The sequence below is a fragment of the Neobacillus endophyticus genome (assembly GCF_013248975.1).
GTDB classification, from domain to species: Bacteria; Bacillota; Bacilli; order Bacillales; family Cytobacillaceae; genus Neobacillus; species Neobacillus endophyticus.
Genome location: NZ_JABRWH010000001.1, coordinates 1,284,591 through 1,309,554, shown reverse-complemented (window position 1 = coordinate 1,309,554; position 24,964 = coordinate 1,284,591). Strand labels below are relative to the sequence as shown.

The window sequence follows — 24,964 nt, the reverse complement described above, 5'->3', positions numbered from 1 at the left end:
TTGTGCAATAGACAACTCCAATGGGACAGAATGAATAAATAAATAGAAGGATGAAAAGAATTGTCTCACCTCCGTTGCCAGGACGAAATTTCCAGCCTGGATCAATTTCCAAAGAATATCAAACACCTTTTAGAAGAAAACCAACAGGAAAGGAAGCTCGCATGCATTTCGATTGAAATCAAAGGAACGCGGCACTACTTTATTGACTATTAAAAACAGGTAAATCAGTGCTGGGTTCATGGTAGTATTGGAGGCTAGAAATGGTGGAAAAAAACTTTTTAGCCTTTTCACAGGGGAAAGCAAACTCTGTTACATACCAAATATGGTTTTTTTTCGATTTAATGTAAAAGGTACAAAAGGATTTATTTTCTCCTTCTTCACTGTCGATCCCAAAGGAATGGATATCATAGTGATGAATGGCTGTGAACTTTGTTTCGTCAGTATAAACGATATGTCTTTCTGTCACCAAAAGGTGGCCTTTTTTTGTACAGTCTTTTAATTCCGACACCGCCAAAATTCCAAGTATGTTTTCGTCTAATCGTTTTCTAACATCCTTTTTTATTTTTTTGCTGCGGAACATTTGCATCCCCCTTATGAGCTGTTTTTATCATTGTACTGTTAAATTGTTGATTTCTTATTTTCCTTCCGTAAATTTATTGTAAAAAGATGAAAAAAATACACTTGGTAATGGTATTGCTAAAGGTGCATTATGTTCTCTTCCGTTCATCTACAGTTCATAAACATGATATATAATGAAAAAGTTGATGAAAACTGGAATTAGAGGAAAAGATGACTGCAGGTAGGGAAAAGCAGAACTTTATTACAAAAGATATAAACTTAACTCATTTCTGAACTTATAGAAAAGGGAGGAAAGGTCATGGCTCATATATTAATCGTAGATGACGATCCTCATATTCGAGAACTTATTGGCGTCTTTCTTTCTGCTGAGGGGATGTCTACACTTGAAGCAGCTGACGGGGAAGAAGCACTGGTAAAAATGGAATCTGAAAAAGTTGATTTAATTATTCTTGATATTATGATGCCAAAAATGGATGGCTGGGAATTTTGCCGTGAAGTACGAACCTATTATTCGGAAACACTGCCGATCTTAATGTTAACGGCAAAGGGGGAAACAAACCAAAAGGTCAAAGGCTTTGACATGGGGACAGATGATTATATGGTCAAGCCATTTGCGGCAGCTGAGTTAGTGGCCCGTGTAAAGGCATTGCTTAAGCGTGCCCACATCACACTTTCAAATAAAATTGAGCTTGGCCATGTGGTCATTGATCGTGCCTCCTACAAAGTGCATGACGGATTTGACGATAGGACTCTGCCGCTAAAGGAATTTGAATTATTGTTTAAACTAGCGGCCCATCCAGGGAAAACTTTTTCCAGGGAACAATTAATTAAAGATATTTGGGGCTTTGATTATGAAGGGGATGAGCGAACGGTAGATGTACATATCAAAAGACTTCGTCAACGTTTTTCGCAACCTGATTGCCCATTTAAAATCACAACCATCCGCGGTCTTGGCTATCGACTGGAGGTTATTAAATGAAGCGATCCGATCGGATGAAAAGACTATTATGGATCACAGAGGTAATCTTCGCTTTACTGATATGCTGGTCTTTAGTGTATGTTTTGGCTGCCTGGTTTTATAACCGAATTGGCTACAGTCCAAGTGCCTATTACCAGCAGGTGATCAATTCATTGGCGGGATTTTTTCTGTTTGGATTAGTGATGTACATAGTTTCGAAGTTGGGCATAATAGAAGAAAGACAAAATAAATTTCTACTGCCCATCATTGATGCCATGAAAATGATGGCTGAAGGGAATTTTAATATTGACTTATCTTTTTACAATAAACAAATGGATTCCCCCAACCATCCTTATTACCAAATTGTCCAAAGTATTAAGCATGCAGCAGAGCAGCTGGGAGAAACGGAACAAATGCGTCAGGAATTTATCTCCAACGTATCACACGAAATTCAATCACCATTAACCTCTATTAGTGGGTTTGCCCATGCATTAAAGAATGCGGAGCTACGGCCGGAAGAGCGAAACCATTATCTCCATATCATTGAAACAGAATGCATGCGTCTTTCAAAATTAAGTGAAAACCTGTTGAAACTGACGACACTGGAATCCGATCAGCTGCCCTTTGAGCGAAAAAGCTATCGCCTGGATCACCAAATTCGTCGTATTATCCTTGCATGTGAAGTGAAATGGGTAGAAAAGGATATCGAAATGAATGTGGATCTCCCAAGGTTAATGGTTTCTGCTGATGAAGAGCTGATGGAGCAGGTCTGGACCAATTTAATTTACAACAGCATTAAGTTTACACCTGAAAAGGGCTCTATATCTGTTGCCCTTTTTGAACTAGATCAGGAGCATATTTCCATTATCATAACGGACACAGGGATTGGCATGGATAAAGAAACACAAATGCATGCCTTTGAGCGATTTTATAAAGGGGACAAATCCCGTAACCGTACCTTTGGCGGAAATGGTCTCGGCCTGTCCATTGTTAAGAAAATTATCGAGCTCCATCAAGGAGAAATTCATATTCATAGCGAACTGGGAGAGGGTACGGAGGTGACTGTAACCATTCCAAAAAGCGATGGCGGCCAAGGCAGAGAAGGGTTCGATACTTCGCTATAGTTGGTTGAATTCTGACAGAATCTGTGAAATAAAGTTGGCGCTCTACTAAATTTAAGAAAAGCAGGATTTTTTATTTTTACATGGAATAAAATAGAGTGGGTAGAAAGTTTATAACTTAGTATTAATATAGAGTTGATCCAGTAGGCTGCTCGACTTTTTTAATAGTCGAGTTTTTTTCTGCAAACGAGTGCTTTTCCTAATGGGAAAATTTAGTATAATAAAATTCATAAATAAGTAACATTTATATGGTATTCTGATTTAGGATTCGTTTCTATAAGGGGCTGTTTTATTTTTCCGTTCCGGAGGGTCCCGAAACAACTAAATGAGATGAAGTAGAAGATATGAATGAATCTATTAAAAAGTGAGGGTTATTTAATGAAGAAATATAAAGATTGGATTATTTTCCTCGTCGTACTAATCTTGCTTACCATCGGGATTCGATCGGTGGTTGCTACCAATAAAGTAGATGGAGAATCCATGCTTCCGAGCTTCCAGAACAATGAAATGGTGTTAAACGAACATATCACTAACAAGTTTCATCCGCCAACCTATAATCAGGTGGTCATCGTGGATGTTGGCACCATGAAAATTATTAAACGGGTTGTTGGATTGCCTGGTGATACATTAGAAATTAAAAATGGCAGCCTATACCGTAACGGAAAAGTAGTAAATGAGCCGTATATTCTTGAAAAAATGGCCAACACCGAACCTTACAGCACTCCGTATGATTTATTGCATAAGGCATATACCGTTCCTCAGGGCCGTATATTTGTAATGGGAGACAATCGAAACATCAGCGAAGACAGCCGTTATTTCGGACCTTTCAAGTACTCCCAGATTAAAGGGGAAGTGATTGCAGAGATCTTCCCTAAGCCAACCTGGTGGATGTATTTAATCTATCTTGGCATTTTCGGTTTATTTATTTGGGGATTCATCCCAAGCAAGAAAAATAAATCGAACGAAAATAAAAGCATTGCCTAAACATAGAGTCATAAGGAAATAGAGGGCATTACCATAATACTGGTAATGTCCTTTTTTCGCAATCCATCATTTCCTCTTTGTTGTAAAATTGGTATAATTTAGTTTATTGTGTGGTCTATTTAAGTGAGGCAGCGGAAGCTCATACATTCATGGACAGCCGTCATTATGAAGGGAAAATCTTGATCAAAACACAAAGAAACAGCATCATGTTCAGATGCTGTCATGATTTTAAATGAATTCGATAAATTCCTCATACTTTTGATCTATAATCATATTGATTTTTTTAAGCGATTTTGAAAAAGTTTTACCAAGCTCTATATAGAGCGATTCGAATGATGATTGGAGCTCTTTATTCAGGTCTAGATCTTCTCGTTTAACGGAAAAGCTTTCTAAGGTTGTGGGATGATGATGGCAGATCAGTTCTTGTTCCAGTTTTTCCAGCAGCAGAAACAAGGCGTGATCATCAAAATACCATGAACTGGATTTAATAGCTGACCAGCTTTTGGGCTGAGCGAAGAAAAAGGCACTCCACCAATAGCATTCCTGGACAGATTTACTTGCGTGGTTATAATACGCATAAAACATGAATAATGCTCGCTGGCCATCCGTCAGCTCCTTGTAAAATTGCTCTTTCACATGAGTAATACAAAATGATGCTTGATCAGCCACGCGTTTTTTATAAATCTTAATCAAGGGTTCAAAGCATCCCTGACTTAAGTTGGAACGTTTTAACACATCAAAATCCTTCCTTTGCATCTTAATCAGCAAAAACCATCACTCCTTCATTTCATTATAGAACATTTGGAAGGTAAGTAGATCTAGAATAAAGTTAGAAGGTTCTAACTTTACCATTATTTAAATGGGGGGATCTCATGATAGGGATACTAGCAGGAATGGGGCCGAAATCCACGGGACCATTTGTAGATAAAGTAGTAGATGAGTGCCAAAAGATCTATGGGGCAAAAAATGATCACTGATCCCCATCCCCATTAACCCAGTTTGATTTAAACGGTCTTTTTCATAACGATTGAAGACCAGAAAGCCAACAACTTTCTCATCTTTTTCAAAACCATATAAAGGCTGCCTTTCGTAGAGCCGTCCTGTATTTTTCCTGAACGGTCCCGATGATCTCTTCCTGCAGTTTCATCTGTTCATTACTCCTTCATGTTTCATTTTTTATAGAGGGTTCCTCTTTTCTTTCCTAATCCAAAACGTAGCAGGCAAGAAGTACAGGATAATGAGAAAAGCAAAACCAACTACACTAACCCAAGCATTCAGCAAGGCCAACAAAGTGACAAATAAATAAATATAGGGTCCCCGAATAAAGTGCTTTTTCATATTGATTAAATCGTCCATGTCGCATCCGTCATGTAATAATTCTTTATGTTTTAGCGCGTAACTCCATATGAAATTAAAAGGTATTCCGCCCAGCGTTATCCAACCGCCATAAATTAGCGCTGCGACTTTGGAATTCTCACCAACCGCATCGGCATACTCTCCAAGAATCGAGGAGCAGAATGGAATTGCAATGACATTCAGCATTAAAATCGTATTCATGAGGATGAGAGTGTGATCGATTTTTTTAATGTAATGGAACATCGTGTGATGATTGAACCAGACGACTGAAATAATCATAAAGCTGATTAAAAAACTAATAAACTTAGGCCACTCTTGCCATAACGTCATGATCAGATTGTCTCCGTCCGCGTGCTCCGGAATTTTGATTTCAATAACGAGCAGCGTTAACGCGATCGCAAATATCGCATCGACGTAAGTGACCATTCGTTCTGATGAATATATGCCATGCTCCCTTTTAATCAAAGCTCCCCCCTTTTCTTTATACAGGTATACTTCACCTTAAAGAGGAGGCTTAAAGTCAGTTACTTTCATTCATTTACCTCCTATAAAAGAATATGGGCCTAAAATGAAATTAAGCACTGATCCTTATGACAGGAAAGCGTCCTTTAATGGAAAAACGAAATATGTGTTTAGTTCAAAATCAATCATGGTTTGTTGAAATATCGCACCAGTTAGTACAAGAAGTCTGTACATTAGACAAAGGATAAAGTTGTTAGTGTAATTAAGTTTAATTCAATCCTCTTGGGCAAGAACTGGGTTAATACCGCATAGAAGGGCTTTTTTCAATAATGTTAATAGCCGTGACAAAATGTCAAATAACAAATATAATATAGTTAGAATTCTAATTATGGTCAGGAGGCGAATATAATTAAAAGTTCCGGCATTCTAACAGAAAAAATATCGTGGCTTTTTCTAGAGTGGAGAAGATATAACCAAAAAAGATTAATTATTTATGATATTACAATTCAACAAATGGCATTATTAACAGAGCTTAATAAAAATGAATTCCTATCACCAAATGAAATAGCGGACTATTTGCATTGCGACCGTCCAACTGCTTCGGTTATCATTAAAAACCTTGAAAAGAAAGATTGGATTTATCGAAAGAAAAATGAAAAAAATGCAAGATATCATAAAATACTAATTTCAGAAAAGGGTAAAGAAGTTTTAAAAAGAGTTAATTCTTCCGTCCCACCACTTACAATAAGCCCGTTTGATGTTCTAACCTCAGAAGAAAGCGACCAATTATTTGATTTGCTTAAAAAATGTGAAAATAGGATGAAAGAAATTATCCTTTCAAAGGAGCATAATAATGAATGATGTATTAAAAACAAGCCATCAACAAAACCTTCTGACAACTGCTCTCGTGTTGGGAGGAGGAGGAAGTATGGGGATTGGTTGGGAAACAGGTTACTTGGCGGGTCTTGCTGATAGAGGAATTGATACACGTCTTGCCGATTTGGTCGTAGGGACATCAGCGGGATCCCAAGTTGGGGCGGTAATCTCCTCAAGAATGCCGTGGGATGATATCTGGGAAAGACTTGTTTATCCAAAGCCGGCGGAAAAGAGTCCTTCGGGGAGTCTTGGTTCGCTGTTTGTCGAGTATGATGAAATTGCTGCTTCCTCCAAGACACCTGAAGAGTGGATTCAAAGGCTTGGAAAGTTAGCCACTGAATCAAAGACTATGACAGAGAATGAACAGTTCTCTAGAATTAGAACTAAGATAGGTGACCTTCAATGGGCGCAGTCTTTGCGTATTACGGCTATAGATCTCACTACTTCTCAAAGAGTAGTTTGGGAATCGAACTCGGGTATAGAATTACTTCGAGCTGTTTCTGCAAGTTCTTCTCTCCCTGGTGTATGGCCGCCTACTACGATCGGTTCTCGTCAGTATTTCGATGGTGGAGCTCATTCGATGGAGAATGCTGATATAGCTGAAGGGGCGAGCAAAGTTCTGATTTTATCAGTGGGGCTTCCTGTAAAAACTCCTTTCAAGCTTGAAGACCAAATCCGTCGTTTGCAGGAATCTGGTTCTAAAGTTGAATTAGTTAAACCTAATAAAAAGACTTATGCGGCACTACAACAACTTGGAGGAAACCCAGTTGATCCCCAAATACGCCCTGTAATTGCAGCTTGTGGTCGAGAACAAGGGCACGAAGATGCTGAACGAATTGCCCAGTTTTGGAATCAATCGTAGGTTGATAAAGTACATTTAATGAGAAAAGAACAGACTATATCGTGGGAATTATTCCCATAATGTAGTCTGTTTTATTTTTGGCTAAGAAAACCCTTCTCCTGCAAAACTGCCCTCCATGCTCCAGAATCGCGTCCGATTATGAAATAACTGAGTAGTTACTATCGGCTGGTTTATTACAAGAAGGATTTTACAATTTCCCTTTCATCCTGTGTATCTTTTATCTTTTTGTGAATGTAAACAAAGAGATAGAAGATCTTTTTTGCCCGTTTAACTGATTGAAAACTTTGATATAAATAGAAGTCCAAGCTAGGTTTCTAGTTTTTGAATACTATAATGTATAAAAGTTTAGGAGGTGAATCATAATGGATTTTTGGGATGATTTGATGTTTGGTGATCGCTGTAGAGATTGGGACAGAGATCCCGATGGAGATCCCAATGGAGATCCTGATGGAAATCGCGGCGATCGACGTCGTAATACTAGACAACGTAACACGAGACGTCGAAACACTAGACAACGGAATACACGACGCCGAAATACCAGAGGTCGCGATAGATTCTAAGAAATCAATAGATTACTAAACTTCAGATAGCCTAAAGACAGAAGATCCCTCTCACAAGTGAAAGGGATCTTTTTTTGCATCTATTGCAAACATTTAGTAGTTGTGAAAAATACATAAAAAGGAAAAAATAATTGGTTTTTTCTGTAAGATATGTTATGATTGGCACCAGGTACTAAAACCAACTACTAATAAGTTGAGGTGGAGTATATGATAGGTGCAAGAATAACCGCAATTGGGACATATGTACCCGAAAAGAAGTTAACAAATTTTGATCTTGAACAAATGGTTGAAACCAATAATGAATGGATTATGCAAAGAACAGGAATCCAAGAACGCAGAATTAGTCAGCCAGAGGAATTCACCAGTGATTTATGTGTAGCTGCTGTAAAGGACTTAATACATAGATATGATAAAAAAGTTGAAGATGTAGACATGATCATTGTGGCAACCAGTACGCCTGATTTTCCCTTTCCCTCAGTTGCAAGTATCATCCAAGCCCGTTTAAATATCGAACAAACAGGCGCAATCGATATTAGTGCAGCCTGTGCAGGGTTTGTATATGCCTTGCATACAGCAAATGCTTATATTGCTTCCGGATTGCATAGAAAGATTCTGGTGATCGGTGCAGAAACCCTATCAAAGATAACGGATTATACGGACCGCAGCACCTGTGTTTTATTTGGTGATGGTGCCGGAGCTGTGTTGGTTGAAAGAGATGAACAATCCAAAAGTTTCATCGGTTTTCATTTAGAAAGTGATGGAGGTGGAGCACAGCATGTATATCGAACTGGATTATCAAAGAAGGTCAATGGGATCGAGTTAATCGATACGCAATGTCTCGTGCAAAATGGAAGGGAAGTCTTCAGGTGGGTTGCGAGGAGCATTCCTGAAAATATTAGTAAAATGTTAGAAAAAACACAGACGAGTTTGCGTAATGTAGATTGGTTTATACCGCATAGCGCTAACTTACGTTTAATAGAGCCAATCTGCGAGAAAATAGACTTCCCATTAGAAAAAACATTGTACAGCTTGGTTAAATTCGGGAATACTTCGGCCGCAACAATTCCTTTGGCATTAGACCTTGGAATTCGTGAGGGAAAAGTTGAAAATGGAGATGTCGTTCTGATGTACGGGTTTGGGGCAGGTTTGGTTCAAGCGGGCCAGCTTTTAGAAATGAATTTTGACGAACCTGTCAATGCTCCAAAACCATTGTGATGACAAGCTGAATCTCCGTGACCATAGTTAGATAAGGAAAAAAAGCTGTAAAAATTGCAGCTTTTTTTCCGATAACTGGCAGTATGGTTGAGCGGGCAGCACCAAGTGATGAACTGAAGGGAAAAGCACGCAAATTACGGAGGATTGAATGATGGTAGAAATCCAAGAAATTAAGGATGTTATTAGACATCGTTATCCATTTCTTTTAGTGGATGAAGTTTTGGAATTAGAGGAAGGGAAACGAGCAGTTGCTGTTAAGAATGTGACGGGAAGCGAGCATTTTTTCAATGGTCACTTTCCAAATGATCCAATTATGCAGGGGGTATTGGTTGTTGAAGCTTTAGCACAGGTAAGTGCTATTGTCATGCTAAAAATGAAAGAAAATAAAGGACGATTAGGACTTTTAGCTGGCATTGATCATTGCCGATTCAAAAAACAAATAAAGCCTGGGGATCAACTCATTCTAGAAGTTGAAATTACACGCGTAAAAGGTATAGTCGGGAAAGGAAAAGGTACCGTTACAGTGGATGGAGAACTAGTTTGTGAAACAGATCTAGTATTTGCATTTGGCAACTAATGTGAGTGAGGATGCCAACATGTTTATGGTACAGCAAAGAATGGGTTAGATATACAAGACACCCTAAAAACTTAGGATTTAGATTTGCATTCCTGTACCTATTTCAACTCTTTGAAGGAGAAATGCATTTTATATCGAATGAATCTAGTCAGGATTAAATAAATTATTTTATGGCGAAGGAATATACTCGTTCCTGATTAATGAGGGTGCAGGAGAAAGGAAGCGATAACATGGTTTTAACCGTTGCGGCACAATTAAAGGATTTACTGAAATCCGTCCCTGAGAAACTAAAAGAATTTTCCCAAGAGGAGATGATAAGACCTCGTGCAAAGGGGAAGTGGTCAAGAGTTCAAATTCTCGGTCATTTATGTGACTCAGCGATCAATAACCTAACCCGCTTTATCCAAGTTCAGTATCTACCAGAACCTTTAAGCATTTTTCCGTATAACCAGGACGTATGGGTTACATCACAACACTATTCGGATACAGCCATTGATGAAGTAATAATCCTTTGGGCAAGCCTAAATCGTTCAATTATTCGAGTGATTTCCAACTTGCCAAAAGACAAAATTGCTCAAACCTGTATTTTACCCAACGGTAATCGTGTAACACTTGAATGGTTGATCGAAGATTATCTGCAACATATGAGGCATCATTTACAACAGATATTTCAGGAGGTTAAAAACACTACAGTCTCCTAACGAAAATATCGTCCTGTGAATCTTTGAATCTTTGGGGAGACTCCTTGACTTGAAGAGATAGTTGCTAAAACTTCTCTTTTAGCAAGGTAATTTTTTTATTATACATTTCGTAAAGGATTTAGGGGTGAGCATAATGGAACACTATCTATTCAAGCAGATGGAATTTGTTAGAGAACAAACATTAAAGCAGATAGAGGGTGTAACAGAAGAAATCGCAGATCGAATCCCAAAAGGGTTCCGAAATACGATCCGATGGAATCTGGGGCATATCTATGTCGTACTAGAACGGTTTGCATTTCAATACATGGGTTTTCCACAACATTTGCCGGAAGGGTTCAAGGAACTATTTGAATATGGGACTTCTCCTTTATCATATCCAGCCTCGGTTCGTGTCCCGACTTTACATGAATTAGAGACTTTGCTAAAAGAACAGAAAGATCGGATTCATGAAGCAATTGCAAACCGACTCGAGGAAAAAATAGTTCCTCCCTATACTACGTCTGCAGGAATCACGCTTGAAACTCCTGAACAATTTCTTAGCTTTAACTTATACCATGAGGGGATGCATTTAGCTATCATAAAACTTTATAAGGTTCTGTTATCCTAACGATGTCAAGAATGATATACCGTTTTGGTAATAAGTTGCCGAGAAATTAAGTTCTAGCTGCCTGGTAAAGGCAGCTTTTTGATTTTATAACACTAAACAAATGACCGCTGGATTTTTTTAAAAGGGGTTGGCGGAAAAGATCCTGAGTTTGGCGGAAAAATGAGTGAAGTTGGCGGAAATCCGCCAGCCCTCGGCAGAAACTGGGCCAGAGCGAGTATGGAAAATAGCAAACTAAAGGATGCGGATAGGCCCCCCAGATTCTTAGATGAAGCTGTCTGAAAGAGCCAATCAGCACCTTAATAACTTAACCTCCCCCTCTAGGCAAAACTTCTAAAAAGTAATCGCATCCCTCTAACATTTCTAAAAGCTGCGCCACATTGGCGGCTTTAATTTCTTTTTTATAGGGATCGTCATCCTTCAAGTCCACCCAAAGGTCCAATAGAAAATGGCGGACCGTTTCAAGATTTATGGTAGCCCAACTATCCTCGTAATCCTGCAAATCGTATACTTTATATATGATCATTTTCGCATCCTCCTTATCGTAGACATGATGAATTGCCATCAAATTTTTGTGAAGTTTCAATGGAAAAGCTAGTTTAAGAAACTATTTTATACATTTAAATGTAGCTGTGATAAGTGAAAAATTAGTGAAAGGGAGAGCCATTAGCTAACAATAGACCAGAGTTCCCATTTTTATTACAAGGGGTTTTCAACAAAGTTAATTTATGCTAGTATTAATCGATCTCATTTTTTATGGAAAATTCTACTACAAAAGACCCCGATTTTATTCGGGGTCTTTTGTATTTAACACAAAATAATAAAGACTTTTTATCTAAAATAATCAATGCTGGGAGCGCTTCTGTAATAAAACAGGAACGCTCTTTTTCATAGTGAGAGGGTTTGAATAAGGATGTAAATATACATCCATTTATGTATTATAATGGTATGAGTTATAAACGGGAGGAATGAAGGATGCAAGAAGACTTAAAAAAAGAAATCCTATTAGAATTAAAGAAAATTAATCAAAAATTAGACGAATTAAATCAACCACAGAGCTTATCTAATCCTATGAAAATAGTAGCATTATTTATTGGATTTACAGTCATTGGACCGTTTATCGCGATGTTATTGTCGAAGTTATTTGAATAACTATAGTTTTTTTCTAAATAAAATAAAACTAAAAGAACAGGTTAATTCATTACGAAAACTGAACGCTTATTTTTTATAGGCGACCCCAGCAACGTTTGGAAAGTTACCAAAAAAAGATTTAATCAAACGATTAATTTATTTTTTCTTTCTTGACTTAGAGTTAGCTCTAGGTTGTAGGATGTAAATAAATGGAGGCGATGATATGTACAGTATTTCAGATGTGGCGCGGGAAACTGGATTTTCTTCTCATACCCTTCGATACTACGAAAAAATTGGATTGCTGGCTGATCCGCTCAGACTGAATGGGAAACGAAGATATACAGAAGGCGACATTCGTTTGCTTCGGTTTATTAAGGCACTGAAAAGTACAGGGATGTCTTTAGAAGATATTCAAGAGTTTTTGGTGGATGGATGTCTAATGGATTGGATCGATTCTGGTCGAGAAAGAAGTGCAAAGGTACAAAAACGAATGGACATTTTACAAAAGCATTTACTTACCTTACAGGAGCAAAGGAATGAAATTGAAAAGGTCATTCAGCTAACAAAGGAGAAGCTTGAATATTACCAAGAAGTGATGGAGGAGAATGAAAATGAGAGGTAAAACCTATGCCATGTTACTGGGGTTTGCGGTGTTTACAGGTGCTACTTTTAATTTGGCCAAATATGCTGTTCACTATTTTTCAGCGGCAAATGCAGCGGGGTGGAGATTTGGGATTGCCGCAACTGTGTTAGTGTTCATCTTAGGTATACAAAAGAAGATTCGATGGGGGATCTTACGGGAATACGGAGGAATTTACGCGATCTTGGGTATAATAGGGGTATTCGGATTTAATTCATTTTTCTTTTCGGGAATAAAATATACCTCGCCCTTGAATGGAGCATTAATTATGGCAACAAACCCTTTACTTACGACCATACTAGCTTATTTTATTCTTAAAAACCCACTCACCAAAAGACAAATGCTCGGCATTATATTTGCGCTTACGGGTGTCATCTTGGTTCTGACTCAAGGGTCGTGGGAAATCATTAGAACACTTTCCCTGTCGATGGGGGATCTCTTGATCTTATTCGGAAATTTATGCTGGGCATTGTATGGCGTATTGGGCAGAAAGTATTTACACAAGAGCTCCTCTATGGAAACAACCACTTACACCATGATCATTGGTGCGGTTTGTCTTATTGTATTATCAGCCTTTTTACCAAGTCCTCCGCTATCAAAAGTGACAGTATCAGCTTGGGGAGCCATTTTGTTCATGGCCATTTTTACAAGTGTTTTGGGATATTTGTGGTGGAATAAAGGTATGGAAACGATCGGGGCAAGCAATACCTCCTTATTCTTTAACCTAGTGCCGGTAGTAACAATGATTCTTTCGATCCTAACAGGAACGGCCATTACTATAGCTCAAGTGTTAGGAACTATTCTGGTAATCTTAGGAGTGCTAACATCAACAGGTATTTTGAAATTGAAAAAAGATCACACCCTTTTATCGCAAAGTACAACTAAAGGTTAACGAAGAAAATTTCCAAAAATAATCGTTATATGGCCATTGACTTTTTGGTTATTGCAGATTATTCTAAGTCATGTAAGTAATTGCTTGCATTCATTGTGGAAAGTTGGATTTTTATGAGTGAGATCAGAAGTACGCCGGATCGAATTATTAAAGCGTTTATTGAATTATTTCGGGACTGTGGGTACAAAGGAGCTACGACACGTGCAGTTGCAGAAAGGGCAGGTGTGAATGAGTTAACCATTTTCCGTCACTTTGGAAATAAAAAGGGCCTTATGGAAGCAGCGCTTCAATCCATATCCTATCAGCCGATGCTGGAAAAAATTATTCATGAAGAAATGACGTGGGATCTGGAGCATGATTTGCGGGTAATCGCAGAGGATTACCTATCGTATATGGAAAAAATCAGTGACTTAGTTCTAATCGGTGTGAGAGAGGCTGAAATGTTTCCCGAGCTTAATGAGATCATAGTGCAAATTTCAAAACAATTAAAGGAAACGATGGTTTCATACTTTACAGAGATGAGCAGAAGGGGCAAGCTAATTGATATTGACGTAGATTTTCAAGTGATGAATTTTATCTGGATGAATTTTGGCTACTTTCTTTCTAAATGCCGGTTTGGTGACAGTGTCATTTCCAGTTCAAAAGACGATTTTATAAAACACAGTATCTTTCTATTTACTAGGGGATTAACACCCTAGTAGTTTTTTGCTACGTATGTAAGTATGCACTTACTTTTAAAGGAGGACTTTTATGAAAACGTTAAAATCATTTTTAAAACATTCCGAGACGTTTATTGGGATGGTTACAGCTTTTGCCTTTTTATTAATATTCTTTTGTGTATGGATGACAGCTTATAATCAACCACAATAAATGGCCGATATTCTTAGCAAGACAAATGATCAATCTAGGTGCTTCCATCCTTTTAACTATTACGACTATATTATTTTTACTAATTTTCCATATTGAAACGAATACAACCTTATTTGCGACAGGGATTTTTCAACTTTTGGTGTATTTCTCTTTCCTCAGCTTAACACAGATGTTTATCGTGGTATTTGGCCCTGCCGGAATGCTATTTAACATTCTGAGCCTTTCTTTGCAGCTGGTGACTTCAGGCGTAATCGTTCCAAAATCGATGTTATCGGGATTTTATCAAACAATCGGTTCTCTTTTACCAGCAACATATGTAGCCGATGGCTATTATACTGTCATTTTTGGGGGAGAGAAACTGACAGCAGATATGAAAATTCTCCTTTCCATATCAGCAGTAAGCCTTTTGGCAGCAAGCATAAGGATTGTACTACAGAAAAACAGCTTATTTACAGTGAAAGAGGTAGAGGATGTGGTTCAATAGATTATGATATGGAAACCGAAAGCAATATACTTCGGTCCTTAGTAAATAAAAAAACCTTCAGGAAAAAGAAAAAGGCGTGAAAACTGTATTCAGTTTACATGCCTTTTTTAAAATATCAAAGATATAGAAGAAGTATACGCCAGAAACCTCCTGACTAGCTCTATACTTTTCAAGAAACTGCAATAAAATCTCCTTTTTCTAAAGCCCTATACTTTATATGAAGGTTGAGTAATTGATCCAATTCTTGACTATATTTTAATGTCTCCTGGTGATGGAGCCCGAATTGACAAGCAATTTCAATCATTTGTTTTCTTTTTTGTTCGATCCGAATTAACAGTAACGTTTCACAAAACATTAAGTGCATGAATAATAGCAACTCCCTAATTTAAGGTTGCAAAAGGAGAAAAAAGTTTACTAGATTGTCAAAATATTCATTTTCTAAACTAACATAATATTCCTTGAATGTAAACGGTTTTTTGGGAAGGGTATACAACATTTTATGAATTTTGGTTGTTTCTAAATGAGAGTTTAGGGTAATTTTGCCGGCTGGTCCCTCATCCCCACGATGAAGGCCAATTTTGCAAGATAGAAACTGAGAACTGTCCTTCATGCCCACGATGAAGGCCAATTTTGCAAGGGCGAAGCCGAAAACTGTCCTTCATGCCCATAATGAAGGACAATTTTGCAAGAGCGAACCCGAGATTTGTCTTTCATCTCCGCTATGAAGGACAATTTTGCAAGAGCACAAACGAGATTTGTCCATCATCAACGCGATGATGGACAGTTTCCAAAAAGAAAAGCTAATTTTGATTTTTATAGAATAAGTATAGGCCTGGTCTTTCATATCCCCTGCTAAAAACTTATTTAGCTTATATTTACCTCAAGAAAAAGTTACTATGCAAATCCCAACAGTAAACCGATCGACATCCTTACGCATTTTCCAAACACGTGAGTTTATGGCATTAGTAAAAACGGATAAAAGTGAAAAAGTCCATTTTTAATGTGTTGACAAAAAAATCAATTGTAATTAAAATGATTACAAGTAATTAAAATGATTACACCTATTGGAGAAGTACCATAAATAAAAATTGGTATCAAAGTTTCCAGAAGTAATGCCATTATAAAACTAAAAAATTTGGAGGTTGTTTAGATGAAACATCTTATTATTTATGCCCACCCACACAAAGAAAGCTTAAATCGCAGTATCTTGGAAACTACGGTTAATACATTAAAGAAAAACGGTCACGAGGTAGTTGTCCGGGATTTATATGCACTTAATTTCCAACCAGTGCTAAAAGCAGAGGATACGTCAGCGATGAGAGCGGGGGAAACTCCAATTGATATTAAAACGGAGCAGGAATATATCACACAAGCTGATGTCATAACATTTATTTATCCTATATGGTGGGCTGGACTGCCAGCGATCCTGAAAGGTTATGTTGACCGAGTTTTATCCTATGGTTTTGCTTATGCATATGGTGAAGCGGGAATTATGAGAATGTTGTCAGGTAAAAAAGGTCTAATCATTAATACACACGGTTCACCGAAGGAACATTATGATGAGAGTGGCATGACAGGAAGTTTGAAAATCACATCTGATATTGGAATCTTTGAGTTTGTTGGTATTGAGCCTGTAGACCATTTGTTTTTTGGAAGTGTCGGCTCCCTCAATGAAGAAGCGTATAAAGGGATGTTAAAGGAAGTAGAAGAAAAGATTGATTCTTTATTCAAACAGCAAGCTTTTGCTAAATAGCTGTTTTTCTTAAAGATCCAGTGAAACGTTACATTTAAAACTACATGATGCAAGGCTGCTTCAATTACAGCCTTGCATTAATTTTTTGATTAAAAGTGGCTTTTTTCTTAAATTTAATTAAATATCAGGAGGAAACTGAAAATGAATTTTCACCGTAAACCTATTTCCTTTGTAGGGAATGTAGAGCTAAAAGTGCAAAATTTAAAACGTTCCTTAGCATTTTATCAAGATGTAATCGGCTTTAAGATCCTTGAAGAAAGCGAAAGAATAGCCCATTTAACAGTAGATGGAAAAACAACATTAGTATCAATGGAACAACCTGAAAATGTAATACCAAAACAAAGACGCACAACAGGCCTATATCATTTTGCTCTTTTGTTGCCTACTCGTGCGGATTTAGGCAAAATTCTAAAACACTTTATTCAAATTGGTTACCCATTACAAGGTGCATCAGACCACCTGGTTAGTGAGGCCATTTATTTAGCTGACCCAGATGGAAATGGGATTGAAATCTATGTAGATCGCGATTCATCCCAATGGGATTGGCAAAACAATGAAGTAGTCATGTCTACCGAACCCTTAAATGTAGAGAGTGTCCTAGCAGATGGCCAAGGTGAATCTTGGGAGGGACTTCCTGCCGGTACTTTAATGGGACATATTCATTTGCATGTATCCGAATTAAAAAGGACTGAGGAATTCTATATTAAGGGACTTGGATTTGAAGTGGTTAGTCGATATGGAACGCAAGCACTCTTTATTTCATCTGGAAAATATCATCACCATATCGGTTTAAATACTTGGAATGGTATTGGAGCACCTAAACCTTCAGAAAATAGTGTTGGTCTCCAATCCTTTACATTAATTCTTCCGAGCGAAGAAGCAAGAATGAATATCGTGACGAACTTGAAGAATATAGGTGCAATCGTCACAGAAGAAAATGGCTCTTTTGCTAGCACAGATCCGTCTGGAAATCGGATATACCTAAATGTATAATGTCTAAACTTTAAGATCAATTTTTCTAACGCTTTATGGAGGGGAAAACTTCGTGTCTTTGCTGTTATTTTCAAATTCAAAATGAGAAGATTTATCTTTCAGGTTAATTTTTATTCTATATGCACAAACTAAAATGATCTGCACCTATTTGTGATAACAGCAAATGAAAGGAAGAGTTCCATGTTTAAAAAACAAACAACCTCCAATTTTATGTTCATTGCTGGAGGCTCTTTACTGTCTAGCGTGTTCAGTATATTTATAATTACAATGTTGGTTAACTTGAATAAAAAACTTAATCAAGTAAGCAAACAAAGTAGTAGAAGTACGTAGTTTCGCAGTGAAGATGTGAATCTCCATCCTTAAGACATTCGAGGACGGACAACCACAACGTCCAACAGGTTATTAGGGATTACAAATATCTTTCTAACCTGTAAAAGTGAAAAGCCGGTAATCCTGATCGAAATAAGGTTTACCGGCTATTTTAGTGACAACAACATATTTTAGAGTGTTTGAAATATTTATTGTAGCTTAGACAACAAGTAATGCTTTTGAAACTTGAAGAGTAGTTTCTTCCTCAGTTAAGATTTTTGATAGTTCAAGTGCGAACGGAAGGGAAGTAGCAGGACCTCTTGACGTAATGATATTCCCATCGACTACTACATTTTCTGGTAAGATGGTTGCTCCAGTAATTTCTGCCTCAATGCCAGGATAGCATGTAGCGTTCTTACCATTTGTTAGACCTGCCTTACCTAATGTCATGGTTGCCCCGCAAATTGCGGCAATGTATTTGCCGTTGCTTTCTGCTTCTTTTAAATGATGATGAAGGTCTGTGTGTTGTAATAAATTGGAGCTTGCCAGATCTCCTCCAGGTAAAATCAGCATATCCACATCACGAACATCTACTTCGGAAAAAATTCGGTCTGTTTCAATAACAATACCGTGATCTCCTCTTACTTGTTTCGTTTCACCCAATGAAACAGATTCCACATTTACTTCAGCTCTACGTAAAACATCAATAATCGTAGTTGCTTCGATCTCTTCAAAACCCTCAATAAGATAAACATAAGCTTTCTTCATTGTGAATCCCTCACTTTTAAAATATAATTTAAAATATGTAATCTAACACAATGAGTATTATAATCTAATATTTGTCGTGTGTCTATTATAAAATTATAAAAAAGAAGGGGTAGTTGTGTTATCAATTGAAAAACAAATATTATTTCTTTTGTCTAGAGCAAAAGAAGTGACGTCTCAAGAGTTTGTCCAGATTTATGAAATGCGCGGATATTCTAAACAATATATCCGCAATGTATTATTTAACCTAAAAAAGAATAAGTTAGTGATCTCTCCTGAAAGATCGATCTACCACATTACTGAAGAAGGCAGCTCTCTCATTAAGACAATTAATAAAAAACCGCTTTATTATAATAAAGACTGGGACGGTGCATGGGATGTCGTTATGTTTGAGTTCCCAGTGGATGAAAGGAAGAAGCGTGATCTGCTTCGCACTCATTTACTCGAATTAGGATTTGGTCTCCTATATAACAGCGTGTACATTTCACCATGGGACCATAAAAAGCAGATCGTAGACTTTTTAGAGCTAAATGAAATGAGAAGTAATTCAACGTATTTCCATGGGAAAATTGTATCTGCTCCTTTAAATCCTGCAGATACGTTTAAAATATGGCCGTTAGAAAACATAAAAAACGAGTATGGAAAATATTGGGATTGGTTCCAAAATGAATTTAAAGTTCAAATTGAGCCTATTAGCCAAGTGAGTGATGATGAGCTTTTTATTAACCATATATTATTAGGTGAAAAGCTGTCTGAAATCATGTTAATGGATCCTATGTTACCTCAACAACTGCTGCCAAGTGATTGGAAGGGGCATCAAATATTTCAGGAGATATATGATTATTTTCTCTTTTTAGGTAGGAGTATCCCGAGGGATTCCAAATACTATCGTTTCGTCACTACTTAAATTTTTGGATAAATTTGTATTAGAAAAGAATAAAACTGCAAAAGACCGCCACTCGAATTGTGGCGGTTTTTTGTGGTTTAAAAAAATGAAAATTTAAAGGAAATTTATACCTTTGTAACACTAAATTAACATTAATAGTATAACGTGGAAAAAAATCGTTGACATGTTTAATGTTGATAATATAACATTCTTTTTGGTAAATAACATCTTAAGTGTTATTTAAAATAAAACAAAGGGAGAGAAGTGATTATGCTATTACAAAAAAGTAACATTAAAAAGCCTACATTTGAAACGATTCAAGAGGCCGCTGAAATCATTAGAAATGGTGGAGTAGTGATTACACCTACTCGGACAAATTACAACGTAATTTGCTCACCGACGAACAAAGATGCCATTAACAAAGTATTTAATATTAAAAAACGCAATAAGTTTGGGCCGTTGACACTTGCCCTTGCAACGCCTAATTGGATTAAAGAATATATTGAATATCCGGAAAACTGTGATCAAAAATTATTAAATAAGGTTTGGCCTGCGGAATTAACCTTAATTTTTAATAAAAACTACCCATTCCCAAGTGAATTAACATGTGGAGCTGATACAATTGGCGTCATGGTACAAGGGAATTCCATTTTACAAGATATTTTGATTGAATTAGGATCTCCAGTTGCTTGTACCTCTGCCAATATTTCAGGTCAAGGAGATTTGCATGTAGATTTTGAAAAGGCTGTGAATGATTTAGGAGAGTTAGTAGACTTGGTGATTGAACCAGAATTTATGCCAAATCAGTTGAAGAAAAACGGTGAAAATATGAGTACTACTATTATTGATTTAACGTTCAATCCACCGATGCTTGTTCGTCGAGGAGTCATTCCAGTTGAAAATATGAAAGAAGTGTTCCCTAACTTGATTGAGGACACAGATGAATATAAACAGAAATTACTTGAACGTATGAACTAGGAGAATCCCACGATGACAAATAGTATTAGATATTTTTATCTATATCGTATTTTCTCGCGTTTGTACTTTCATTTACCCATGTTATTCCTTTTCTTATTCACGAAACATTTTAAGATTTTGGAAATAGAAATACTTCTTGCTGTATACGGAGTCATGATTATTATTTCTTCGAAGTGGAATGTTTACTTGCTTCGATCACTGTCACAAAAATGGGTTGTTGCTATTGGGGAATTATTCAAAGCCCTCGGATTAATTTTAATTATATCTAATTCTCATTTTGGGATGATCTTACTGGCACAATGCTTATCGGGTATTGGCTATAGTATTGCTGCAGGACCTGATTCTAGTTTACTGCGGTCGATATGCAGCCATTTAGATATTGAATCGTATAAGAAAATTGAATCTTCATCAGCAAGTGGAATGTTTTTATCTGTGCTCTTTGCAGGGATTATTGGCAGTATTCTATATGGTTTTAAAGCAGAATATGCTTTTTATGCTTCTATAGCATTTAATGTCCTTTCCATTTTCGTTATTTTACTGGTTCGGGAAGAAAGGCAAGAACAGCCAAATGACCCTGTGGCCAATAAAGTTTCATTAGAATACACAAGCAGTCAAAAGTACTGGATGAACTATTATTCGATCTCTAGAGCTTTTACCCTTGCTCCATTTGTTGGATTTTTACCGTACTTTTTTTATTCTATTCATGTGAATATTTTCTATTTTGGTGCCGTTCTGAGTTTATTTAGTATTACTGGGTTTCTCTCGGCGCGGTATACGGTGCGATTAAGTAAAAAAGTTAGTCCGATTAAACTGACCATCATAAGTATCGTCCTTTCCACTTTGTCCATGTTTATTTTTAGTATGGCGAACCATATGTACCTAGGTTTAATCGCTATTTCATTAATGGGATTGGCATCGGGGGGAATCCGTCCTCTGACTGTCAGCAATCTCAATTATACGGATATGAAGCCAAATCAGCGCACTGCTTTATTATCTGCTATGGAGCGAAAATATGGATTTTGGAATGCGATCTTGTTAGTTTTAGGCGGATATGGAATAGAAAAAGTAGGATTCCAATCGGTCATGGTTTACTTATCTGTTTTTTTCATCATTCTTACTTTAAGTATCACAAAACCTAGCTTTAGCTCGAAAAAGAAGGAATCTTTAATCAACCAAAGTTAGATTTTTCATGGTGGTAACCATATCAAAAAAAGAGAAATGAGGTTAATAGATGAAGCCCCTAAAACAGATTAGCATTTTTGATACAACACTCCGTGACGGAGAGCAAGCTCCAGGTAATTCCATGACCTATGATCAAAAACTAGAGATTTTCTCGGCGTTGGATTCTATTGGTGTGAATGTGATAGAAACGGGATTCCCCTCAGCAACAGAATACGATTTCAATGTAACAAAAGAATTAGGGAAGTTATCGCGAAATGCAAAAATATGTACATTTTCACGTGCTAATGTAACTGACCTTGATGTTTCGATTAAGGCATTAAATGGAGCTAGTAATTTCCAAGTTCAAATTTTGGTAGTGGGATCAGAAATCCACCTTGAGCATAAACGGCAAATAACAGCGGAATCAGCCATCCAGGAAGCTGTTTCTTCTGTCCGTTATTTACGCTCCCACGGGATCCAGGATATATCCGTCATTATCGAGGACGCCACTCGTGGAAGTTATGACTATTTGAAGAGGTTAATTCATCATAGTGTGGAAGCGGGTGCTACAACAGTCGTACTTGCAGATACAGTAGGATGTTCCATTCCTGAAGAATTTGGAAATTTAGTGAAAAATGTTCGTGGATGGATTGGATCCAATATAAAACTTTCCGTCCATTGCCATGATGATCTTGGCCTGGCGTTAGCTAACTCATTAGCAGGCATTGCTTATGGAGCGGATGAGGTACAAACAACTCTTTGCGGAATAGGAGAACGTGCAGGAAATACTGCGTTAGAAGAATTGGTTGCTGTTATGCTTTATAAAAAGGATCTCTATAATTGTTATACAGATATTGATAATCTTAAAATATATGAGGCCTGCCAATTGTTAATAAATAAAATAAACCTTCCGATGACGCGCTATAAATCTATCATTGGTGATTATGTATTTTCTACTGAAGCGGGTATCCATCAACAAGGGATGATTAGAAATCCTCTTACCTATGAATTTGTAGAGCCTCACAAATTTGGAAGAGAGCGCAGGATGATTATTGGACCGCATTCTGGAAGGAGCATACTGCGAGACGGCTTAGAAAAGCAAGATATCAAAGTCGACCCTTATTTGATTGATCAACTTTACAATGTGATCATGGCATCAGGTGATTTTGACCAGATCAATGATCCGGAATGTTTAATGAATAAGTATTTAGAACTTAAATCAACAATGCTGACCACAGTAATATAGTTGAGTCATGCGCTGCGAGCTTAACATTCATTCTCTAACGATTGAATATGTTAACCAATTTGTGCATTCCATTTGAAAAGGTTTTAGGCAAAGGGATGCCTTGTCCGCCCGTGATGCCAGCAGCTACGGGGCTTCAATGAAAATTCATTTTGTCAATTTTAAAAAGCCGGGTGCCTGCTTTCCAAGAGGTTCCGGCTTTCATTTTTAAAAGAAACATGCTTTTTGCAGGAAAGGTATATAAAAATAGAGTTACACAAGGGGCTGCTTCGGCAGGTACTTGTTTTTGTTAAATAACCATTAGACTGTTAAATCTATATTTTGTCTTAAGTTTTCTTTTATAATTGTCCGGCGCCATAAGAATAGGGAATAGAAAAATAAAATCGCAACAATAATGTAATCATAAGTAACGGGTCCTTGAATATGCCCCATAAAATTAAGAAAGTCATTTAATGAATGAAAAATGATCGCTATAATAATGGATTGGTTATTTAAAATAAGCATGGAAAGGGCAAGGCCCACTAAAAATGCGTAGATGATTTGTAAAATAGTTGCCTCGATGGATTGTCCTCCGATCAGCTGTAATAAATGAGTTATACCAAATAGAAAACTTGATAGTATAACAGCCTTTTTTACGCCTTTTGGAAGTAATATTCTAAGCATAAATCCACGAAAGAAAGTTTCTTCAATAAATCCAACCGTAAAAAATTGCATAATAAACATTAATAATAAATTAGATATTGATGAAGTATTTAATCCTTTGTTTCCAGTTATTATAACCATTAAAACAATCAACAATGGGAAAAGCAATAAAACACTATTTTTCGTGAATGCTATCTTATGATCGAAAAAATAATACCTCCAATTATTCCTCGTAAGAAGGTATATAAAAATACCAAATGCAAGCGGAACAAGTCCAATAAACTGTAATACTGGGTTAGAAGGTTTTGTAATAGATACAGTGGCACCATTCGCCACATAAAAAAACATTAATAAAAATTCCAATCCTATGATTTTTAAAACGATAGTTTTGTTTTTTGTCATTAAGGAAAAGCCCCCTGCTTCAGAACTTTAATCTGTATATCATCTTTATTTTTTAACTGTTTTCGTTTGTAGATTATTTTGTGAATAACCAAGACTCCCGCGTGTCCATACCAGAATGAGGAATGCTATAAAAACAAATCCTGGAAGGAAGAGCAAATCTGTTCTGGTCAAAAGAGGTGTTGAAAGATAGGATTGTAGTGTTCCAAATGTATTAATACTGGTATGTAGCAAAATAGCCATAAATAAGCTGCCTTGAGTATGATTGAATACCCAAGTCATAATGATCGAAATGGCGATACACATCACTATAAATATCGGTAAATTAATATAAAAAATTGATAAATCTGCACCCGGCCCACCCCTTTGAGCTGATGTGAGGAAATGCGGCAAATGCCATAGCGCCCATAAAACCCCGATGAGTAAAGATGCTTTCAATCCCCCATATCTTGCCTGCATTCTTGGTAAGGCGAAGCCGCGCCACCCTATTTCCTCGGCCAATGGTCCGCCAAAAAAGTAAATAACAATAAATTTTATAGGATATCCCAAAAAGTAAGAAGAAATGTCGTGGAATCTAGGCATATAGCCAATTAAGAAAATCATTCCTAAAAAAATTGCAGCAGGAATTCCAATTAGAATAAAAATATACCATTTCCAATCGACTCGGGTTTGCTTTAAGCTATTCCTCTGATTTATCCAAGCTGCTTTACCGCCAATGACTTGATTCATGAGATAAGCGGCAAATGCCGGACCAACAAACGGATTAAGAACAAAGAAAATGACGAAAAACTTAGTGTTGGGTAAAATATTCCATTGCGATAATATATAAGGAATTAAGGTTATCCATGAGAATGCGAATGCCATGACAAAGAATGAGATCAAAGGTTTGCTTTCTAATAATTTCTTCAGACCAGACGATGGTGTTGCTTGTGTTTCAATAAAAGAGTTCAACATAATCAGCCC

At 37.0% G+C, this 24,964-nt stretch carries 29 protein-coding genes and 1 pseudogene; 22 read left to right on the top strand and 8 right to left on the bottom strand.

Annotation, left to right across the window (positions count from 1 at the left end):
- Positions 1-199 precede the first annotated feature (199 nt).
- Positions 200-580: a hypothetical protein gene (locus tag HPT25_RS06355; protein WP_173061561.1), complete on the bottom strand. Its 381-nt coding sequence runs from the start codon at positions 578-580 to the stop codon at positions 200-202.
- A gap of 297 nt (positions 581-877) precedes the next feature.
- On the opposite strand from HPT25_RS06355, the gene HPT25_RS06350 reads away from it, so the two are divergent.
- The 3 genes from HPT25_RS06350 to lepB all read left to right on the top strand — a co-directional run bounded on the left by HPT25_RS06350 (position 878) and on the right by lepB (position 3,642).
- A complete protein-coding gene (locus HPT25_RS06350; protein WP_173061558.1) occupies positions 878-1,558 on the top strand; it encodes a response regulator transcription factor in 681 nt (226 codons plus the stop codon).
- Positions 1,555-2,661 (top strand): sensor histidine kinase, encoded by a 1,107-nt coding sequence (locus HPT25_RS06345; protein ID WP_173061555.1) that lies wholly within the window; start codon positions 1,555-1,557, stop codon positions 2,659-2,661. The genes HPT25_RS06350 and HPT25_RS06345 overlap by 4 nt, the downstream gene beginning before the upstream one ends.
- 375 nt (positions 2,662-3,036) lie before the next feature.
- The gene (gene lepB, locus HPT25_RS06340) at positions 3,037-3,642 is read left to right on the top strand and encodes a signal peptidase I (RefSeq protein WP_173061552.1); all 606 of its coding nucleotides are present in this window, start codon (positions 3,037-3,039) and stop codon (positions 3,640-3,642) included.
- Between the two features lie 228 nt (positions 3,643-3,870).
- On the opposite strand, the gene HPT25_RS06335 is transcribed toward lepB, so the two are convergent.
- Positions 3,871-4,410, bottom strand: a complete 540-nt coding sequence (locus tag HPT25_RS06335; protein WP_173061549.1) for a hypothetical protein — start codon at positions 4,408-4,410, stop codon at positions 3,871-3,873.
- A gap of 104 nt (positions 4,411-4,514) precedes the next feature.
- Here HPT25_RS06335 and HPT25_RS06330 point away from each other — a divergent pair.
- Positions 4,515-4,613: pseudogene (locus HPT25_RS06330) on the top strand (amino-acid racemase); the annotation flags it as partial.
- A gap of 205 nt (positions 4,614-4,818) precedes the next feature.
- On the opposite strand, the gene HPT25_RS06325 reads toward HPT25_RS06330, so the two are convergent.
- A complete protein-coding gene (locus HPT25_RS06325; RefSeq protein WP_173061546.1) occupies positions 4,819-5,463 on the bottom strand; it encodes a TMEM175 family protein in 645 nt (214 codons plus the stop codon).
- A gap of 402 nt (positions 5,464-5,865) precedes the next feature.
- Between HPT25_RS06325 and HPT25_RS06320 the strand changes: the two genes are divergently transcribed.
- The 7 genes from HPT25_RS06320 to HPT25_RS06290 all read left to right on the top strand — a co-directional run bounded on the left by HPT25_RS06320 (position 5,866) and on the right by HPT25_RS06290 (position 10,858).
- Complete coding sequence (locus tag HPT25_RS06320; RefSeq protein ID WP_312857343.1) at positions 5,866-6,321, top strand: MarR family winged helix-turn-helix transcriptional regulator; 456 nt, start codon at positions 5,866-5,868, stop codon at positions 6,319-6,321.
- A complete protein-coding gene (locus tag HPT25_RS06315) occupies positions 6,314-7,198 on the top strand; it encodes a patatin-like phospholipase family protein (protein ID WP_281368170.1) in 885 nt (294 codons plus the stop codon). Before HPT25_RS06320 ends, HPT25_RS06315 begins: the two co-directional genes overlap by 8 nt.
- A gap of 387 nt (positions 7,199-7,585) precedes the next feature.
- Entirely contained in the window at positions 7,586-7,777 is a 192-nt protein-coding gene (locus HPT25_RS06310) for a hypothetical protein (RefSeq protein WP_173061537.1), read from the top strand.
- A gap of 188 nt (positions 7,778-7,965) precedes the next feature.
- A complete protein-coding gene (locus HPT25_RS06305; protein WP_173061534.1) occupies positions 7,966-8,973 on the top strand; it encodes a ketoacyl-ACP synthase III in 1,008 nt (335 codons plus the stop codon).
- 151 nt (positions 8,974-9,124) lie between these two features.
- Positions 9,125-9,550, top strand: coding sequence for a 3-hydroxyacyl-ACP dehydratase FabZ (gene fabZ / locus HPT25_RS06300; RefSeq protein ID WP_173070938.1), 426 nt, complete (start codon positions 9,125-9,127; stop codon positions 9,548-9,550).
- Positions 9,551-9,780: 230 nt separating this feature from the next.
- Positions 9,781-10,251, top strand: coding sequence for a DinB family protein (locus tag HPT25_RS06295; protein ID WP_173061531.1), 471 nt, complete (start codon positions 9,781-9,783; stop codon positions 10,249-10,251).
- Positions 10,252-10,384: 133 nt separating this feature from the next.
- Positions 10,385-10,858 carry a DinB family protein gene (locus tag HPT25_RS06290; RefSeq protein WP_173061528.1) on the top strand — a complete coding sequence of 158 codons (474 nt, stop codon included), beginning with the start codon at positions 10,385-10,387 and terminating at the stop codon, positions 10,856-10,858.
- A gap of 304 nt (positions 10,859-11,162) precedes the next feature.
- Here HPT25_RS06290 and HPT25_RS06285 read toward each other — a convergent pair whose 3' ends face one another.
- Positions 11,163-11,381 carry a hypothetical protein gene (locus HPT25_RS06285; protein WP_173061525.1) on the bottom strand — a complete coding sequence of 73 codons (219 nt, stop codon included), beginning with the start codon at positions 11,379-11,381 and terminating at the stop codon, positions 11,163-11,165.
- A 449-nt stretch (positions 11,382-11,830) separates the two neighbouring features.
- Here HPT25_RS06285 and HPT25_RS06280 point away from each other — a divergent pair, with 449 nt between their 5' ends.
- From HPT25_RS06280 to HPT25_RS06255, 5 genes are all read left to right on the top strand, one after another.
- The gene (locus tag HPT25_RS06280; RefSeq protein WP_173061522.1) at positions 11,831-12,007 is read left to right on the top strand and encodes a hypothetical protein; all 177 of its coding nucleotides are present in this window, start codon (positions 11,831-11,833) and stop codon (positions 12,005-12,007) included.
- Positions 12,008-12,209: 202 nt separating this feature from the next.
- Positions 12,210-12,608: a MerR family transcriptional regulator gene (locus HPT25_RS06275; RefSeq protein WP_173061519.1), complete on the top strand. Its 399-nt coding sequence runs from the start codon at positions 12,210-12,212 to the stop codon at positions 12,606-12,608.
- Entirely contained in the window at positions 12,598-13,518 is a 921-nt protein-coding gene (locus tag HPT25_RS06270; RefSeq protein ID WP_173061516.1) for a DMT family transporter, read from the top strand. Before HPT25_RS06275 ends, HPT25_RS06270 begins: the two co-directional genes overlap by 11 nt.
- A 113-nt stretch (positions 13,519-13,631) precedes the next feature.
- Positions 13,632-14,216 (top strand): TetR/AcrR family transcriptional regulator, encoded by a 585-nt coding sequence (locus HPT25_RS06265; RefSeq protein WP_173061513.1) that lies wholly within the window; start codon positions 13,632-13,634, stop codon positions 14,214-14,216.
- A 197-nt stretch (positions 14,217-14,413) separates the two neighbouring features.
- A complete protein-coding gene (locus HPT25_RS06255) occupies positions 14,414-14,872 on the top strand; it encodes an ABC-2 transporter permease (RefSeq protein ID WP_173061510.1) in 459 nt (152 codons plus the stop codon).
- A 169-nt stretch (positions 14,873-15,041) separates the two neighbouring features.
- Here HPT25_RS06255 and HPT25_RS06250 read toward each other — a convergent pair whose 3' ends face one another.
- Entirely contained in the window at positions 15,042-15,236 is a 195-nt protein-coding gene (locus HPT25_RS06250) for an aspartyl-phosphate phosphatase Spo0E family protein (RefSeq protein ID WP_246277155.1), read from the bottom strand.
- A gap of 786 nt (positions 15,237-16,022) precedes the next feature.
- On the opposite strand from HPT25_RS06250, the gene HPT25_RS06245 reads away from it, so the two are divergent.
- Together HPT25_RS06245 and HPT25_RS06240 are read left to right on the top strand one after the other, a co-directional pair.
- The gene (locus HPT25_RS06245; RefSeq protein ID WP_173061507.1) at positions 16,023-16,625 is read left to right on the top strand and encodes an NAD(P)H-dependent oxidoreductase; all 603 of its coding nucleotides are present in this window, start codon (positions 16,023-16,025) and stop codon (positions 16,623-16,625) included.
- A 141-nt stretch (positions 16,626-16,766) separates the two neighbouring features.
- Entirely contained in the window at positions 16,767-17,618 is an 852-nt protein-coding gene (locus tag HPT25_RS06240) for a VOC family protein (RefSeq protein WP_173061504.1), read from the top strand.
- Positions 17,619-18,146: 528 nt separating this feature from the next.
- On the opposite strand, the gene HPT25_RS06235 is transcribed toward HPT25_RS06240, so the two are convergent.
- Positions 18,147-18,695, bottom strand: a complete 549-nt coding sequence (locus tag HPT25_RS06235) for a DJ-1 family glyoxalase III (protein WP_173061501.1) — start codon at positions 18,693-18,695, stop codon at positions 18,147-18,149.
- Positions 18,696-18,810: 115 nt separating this feature from the next.
- Between HPT25_RS06235 and HPT25_RS29230 the strand changes: the two genes are divergently transcribed.
- The 4 genes from HPT25_RS29230 to HPT25_RS06215 all read left to right on the top strand — a co-directional run bounded on the left by HPT25_RS29230 (position 18,811) and on the right by HPT25_RS06215 (position 22,963).
- Positions 18,811-19,599 carry a PaaX family transcriptional regulator C-terminal domain-containing protein gene (locus tag HPT25_RS29230; RefSeq protein ID WP_173061498.1) on the top strand — a complete coding sequence of 263 codons (789 nt, stop codon included), beginning with the start codon at positions 18,811-18,813 and terminating at the stop codon, positions 19,597-19,599.
- Positions 19,600-19,848: 249 nt separating this feature from the next.
- Positions 19,849-20,556: an L-threonylcarbamoyladenylate synthase gene (locus HPT25_RS06225; RefSeq protein ID WP_173061495.1), complete on the top strand. Its 708-nt coding sequence runs from the start codon at positions 19,849-19,851 to the stop codon at positions 20,554-20,556.
- 12 nt (positions 20,557-20,568) lie between these two features.
- The gene (locus HPT25_RS06220; RefSeq protein WP_173061492.1) at positions 20,569-21,738 is read left to right on the top strand and encodes an MFS transporter; all 1,170 of its coding nucleotides are present in this window, start codon (positions 20,569-20,571) and stop codon (positions 21,736-21,738) included.
- Positions 21,739-21,787: 49 nt separating this feature from the next.
- Complete coding sequence (locus HPT25_RS06215; RefSeq protein ID WP_173061489.1) at positions 21,788-22,963, top strand: LeuA family protein; 1,176 nt, start codon at positions 21,788-21,790, stop codon at positions 22,961-22,963.
- A gap of 297 nt (positions 22,964-23,260) precedes the next feature.
- Here HPT25_RS06215 and HPT25_RS06210 read toward each other — a convergent pair whose 3' ends face one another.
- A complete protein-coding gene (locus HPT25_RS06210; RefSeq protein ID WP_173061486.1) occupies positions 23,261-24,004 on the bottom strand; it encodes a CPBP family intramembrane glutamic endopeptidase in 744 nt (247 codons plus the stop codon).
- Between the two features lie 45 nt (positions 24,005-24,049).
- Positions 24,050-24,955: a CPBP family intramembrane glutamic endopeptidase gene (locus HPT25_RS06205; RefSeq protein ID WP_173061483.1), complete on the bottom strand. Its 906-nt coding sequence runs from the start codon at positions 24,953-24,955 to the stop codon at positions 24,050-24,052.
- Between the last annotated feature and the right edge of the window lie 9 nt (positions 24,956-24,964).

What these genes read in the sequence shown, in the direction of transcription:
- HPT25_RS06220 (WP_173061492.1), top strand. Translation starts at nt 20,569, where the DNA reads ATGACAAATAGTATTAGATATTTTTATCTATATCGTATTTTCTCGCGT.
- HPT25_RS06270 (WP_173061516.1), top strand. Translation starts at nt 12,598, where the DNA reads ATGAGAGGTAAAACCTATGCCATGTTACTGGGGTTTGCGGTGTTTACA.
- HPT25_RS06350 (WP_173061558.1), top strand. Translation starts at nt 878, where the DNA reads ATGGCTCATATATTAATCGTAGATGACGATCCTCATATTCGAGAACTT.
- HPT25_RS06345 (WP_173061555.1), top strand. Translation starts at nt 1,555, where the DNA reads ATGAAGCGATCCGATCGGATGAAAAGACTATTATGGATCACAGAGGTA.
- HPT25_RS06235 (WP_173061501.1), bottom strand. Translation starts at nt 18,695, where the DNA reads ATGAAGAAAGCTTATGTTTATCTTATTGAGGGTTTTGAAGAGATCGAA.
- HPT25_RS06290 (WP_173061528.1), top strand. Translation starts at nt 10,385, where the DNA reads ATGGAACACTATCTATTCAAGCAGATGGAATTTGTTAGAGAACAAACA.
- HPT25_RS06225 (WP_173061495.1), top strand. Translation starts at nt 19,849, where the DNA reads ATGCTATTACAAAAAAGTAACATTAAAAAGCCTACATTTGAAACGATT.
- HPT25_RS06245 (WP_173061507.1), top strand. Translation starts at nt 16,023, where the DNA reads ATGAAACATCTTATTATTTATGCCCACCCACACAAAGAAAGCTTAAAT.
- HPT25_RS06240 (WP_173061504.1), top strand. Translation starts at nt 16,767, where the DNA reads ATGAATTTTCACCGTAAACCTATTTCCTTTGTAGGGAATGTAGAGCTA.
- HPT25_RS06285 (WP_173061525.1), bottom strand. Translation starts at nt 11,381, where the DNA reads ATGATCATATATAAAGTATACGATTTGCAGGATTACGAGGATAGTTGG.
- HPT25_RS06255 (WP_173061510.1), top strand. Translation starts at nt 14,414, where the DNA reads ATGATCAATCTAGGTGCTTCCATCCTTTTAACTATTACGACTATATTA.
- HPT25_RS06205 (WP_173061483.1), bottom strand. Translation starts at nt 24,955, where the DNA reads ATGTTGAACTCTTTTATTGAAACACAAGCAACACCATCGTCTGGTCTG.
- HPT25_RS06275 (WP_173061519.1), top strand. Translation starts at nt 12,210, where the DNA reads ATGTACAGTATTTCAGATGTGGCGCGGGAAACTGGATTTTCTTCTCAT.
- fabZ (WP_173070938.1), top strand. Translation starts at nt 9,125, where the DNA reads ATGGTAGAAATCCAAGAAATTAAGGATGTTATTAGACATCGTTATCCA.
- HPT25_RS06295 (WP_173061531.1), top strand. Translation starts at nt 9,781, where the DNA reads ATGGTTTTAACCGTTGCGGCACAATTAAAGGATTTACTGAAATCCGTC.
- HPT25_RS06315 (WP_281368170.1), top strand. Translation starts at nt 6,314, where the DNA reads ATGAATGATGTATTAAAAACAAGCCATCAACAAAACCTTCTGACAACT.
- HPT25_RS06280 (WP_173061522.1), top strand. Translation starts at nt 11,831, where the DNA reads ATGCAAGAAGACTTAAAAAAAGAAATCCTATTAGAATTAAAGAAAATT.
- HPT25_RS06265 (WP_173061513.1), top strand. Translation starts at nt 13,632, where the DNA reads ATGAGTGAGATCAGAAGTACGCCGGATCGAATTATTAAAGCGTTTATT.
- HPT25_RS06305 (WP_173061534.1), top strand. Translation starts at nt 7,966, where the DNA reads ATGATAGGTGCAAGAATAACCGCAATTGGGACATATGTACCCGAAAAG.
- HPT25_RS06250 (WP_246277155.1), bottom strand. Translation starts at nt 15,236, where the DNA reads ATGCACTTAATGTTTTGTGAAACGTTACTGTTAATTCGGATCGAACAA.
- HPT25_RS06210 (WP_173061486.1), bottom strand. Translation starts at nt 24,004, where the DNA reads ATGACAAAAAACAAAACTATCGTTTTAAAAATCATAGGATTGGAATTT.
- HPT25_RS06215 (WP_173061489.1), top strand. Translation starts at nt 21,788, where the DNA reads ATGAAGCCCCTAAAACAGATTAGCATTTTTGATACAACACTCCGTGAC.
- HPT25_RS06355 (WP_173061561.1), bottom strand. Translation starts at nt 580, where the DNA reads ATGTTCCGCAGCAAAAAAATAAAAAAGGATGTTAGAAAACGATTAGAC.
- lepB (WP_173061552.1), top strand. Translation starts at nt 3,037, where the DNA reads ATGAAGAAATATAAAGATTGGATTATTTTCCTCGTCGTACTAATCTTG.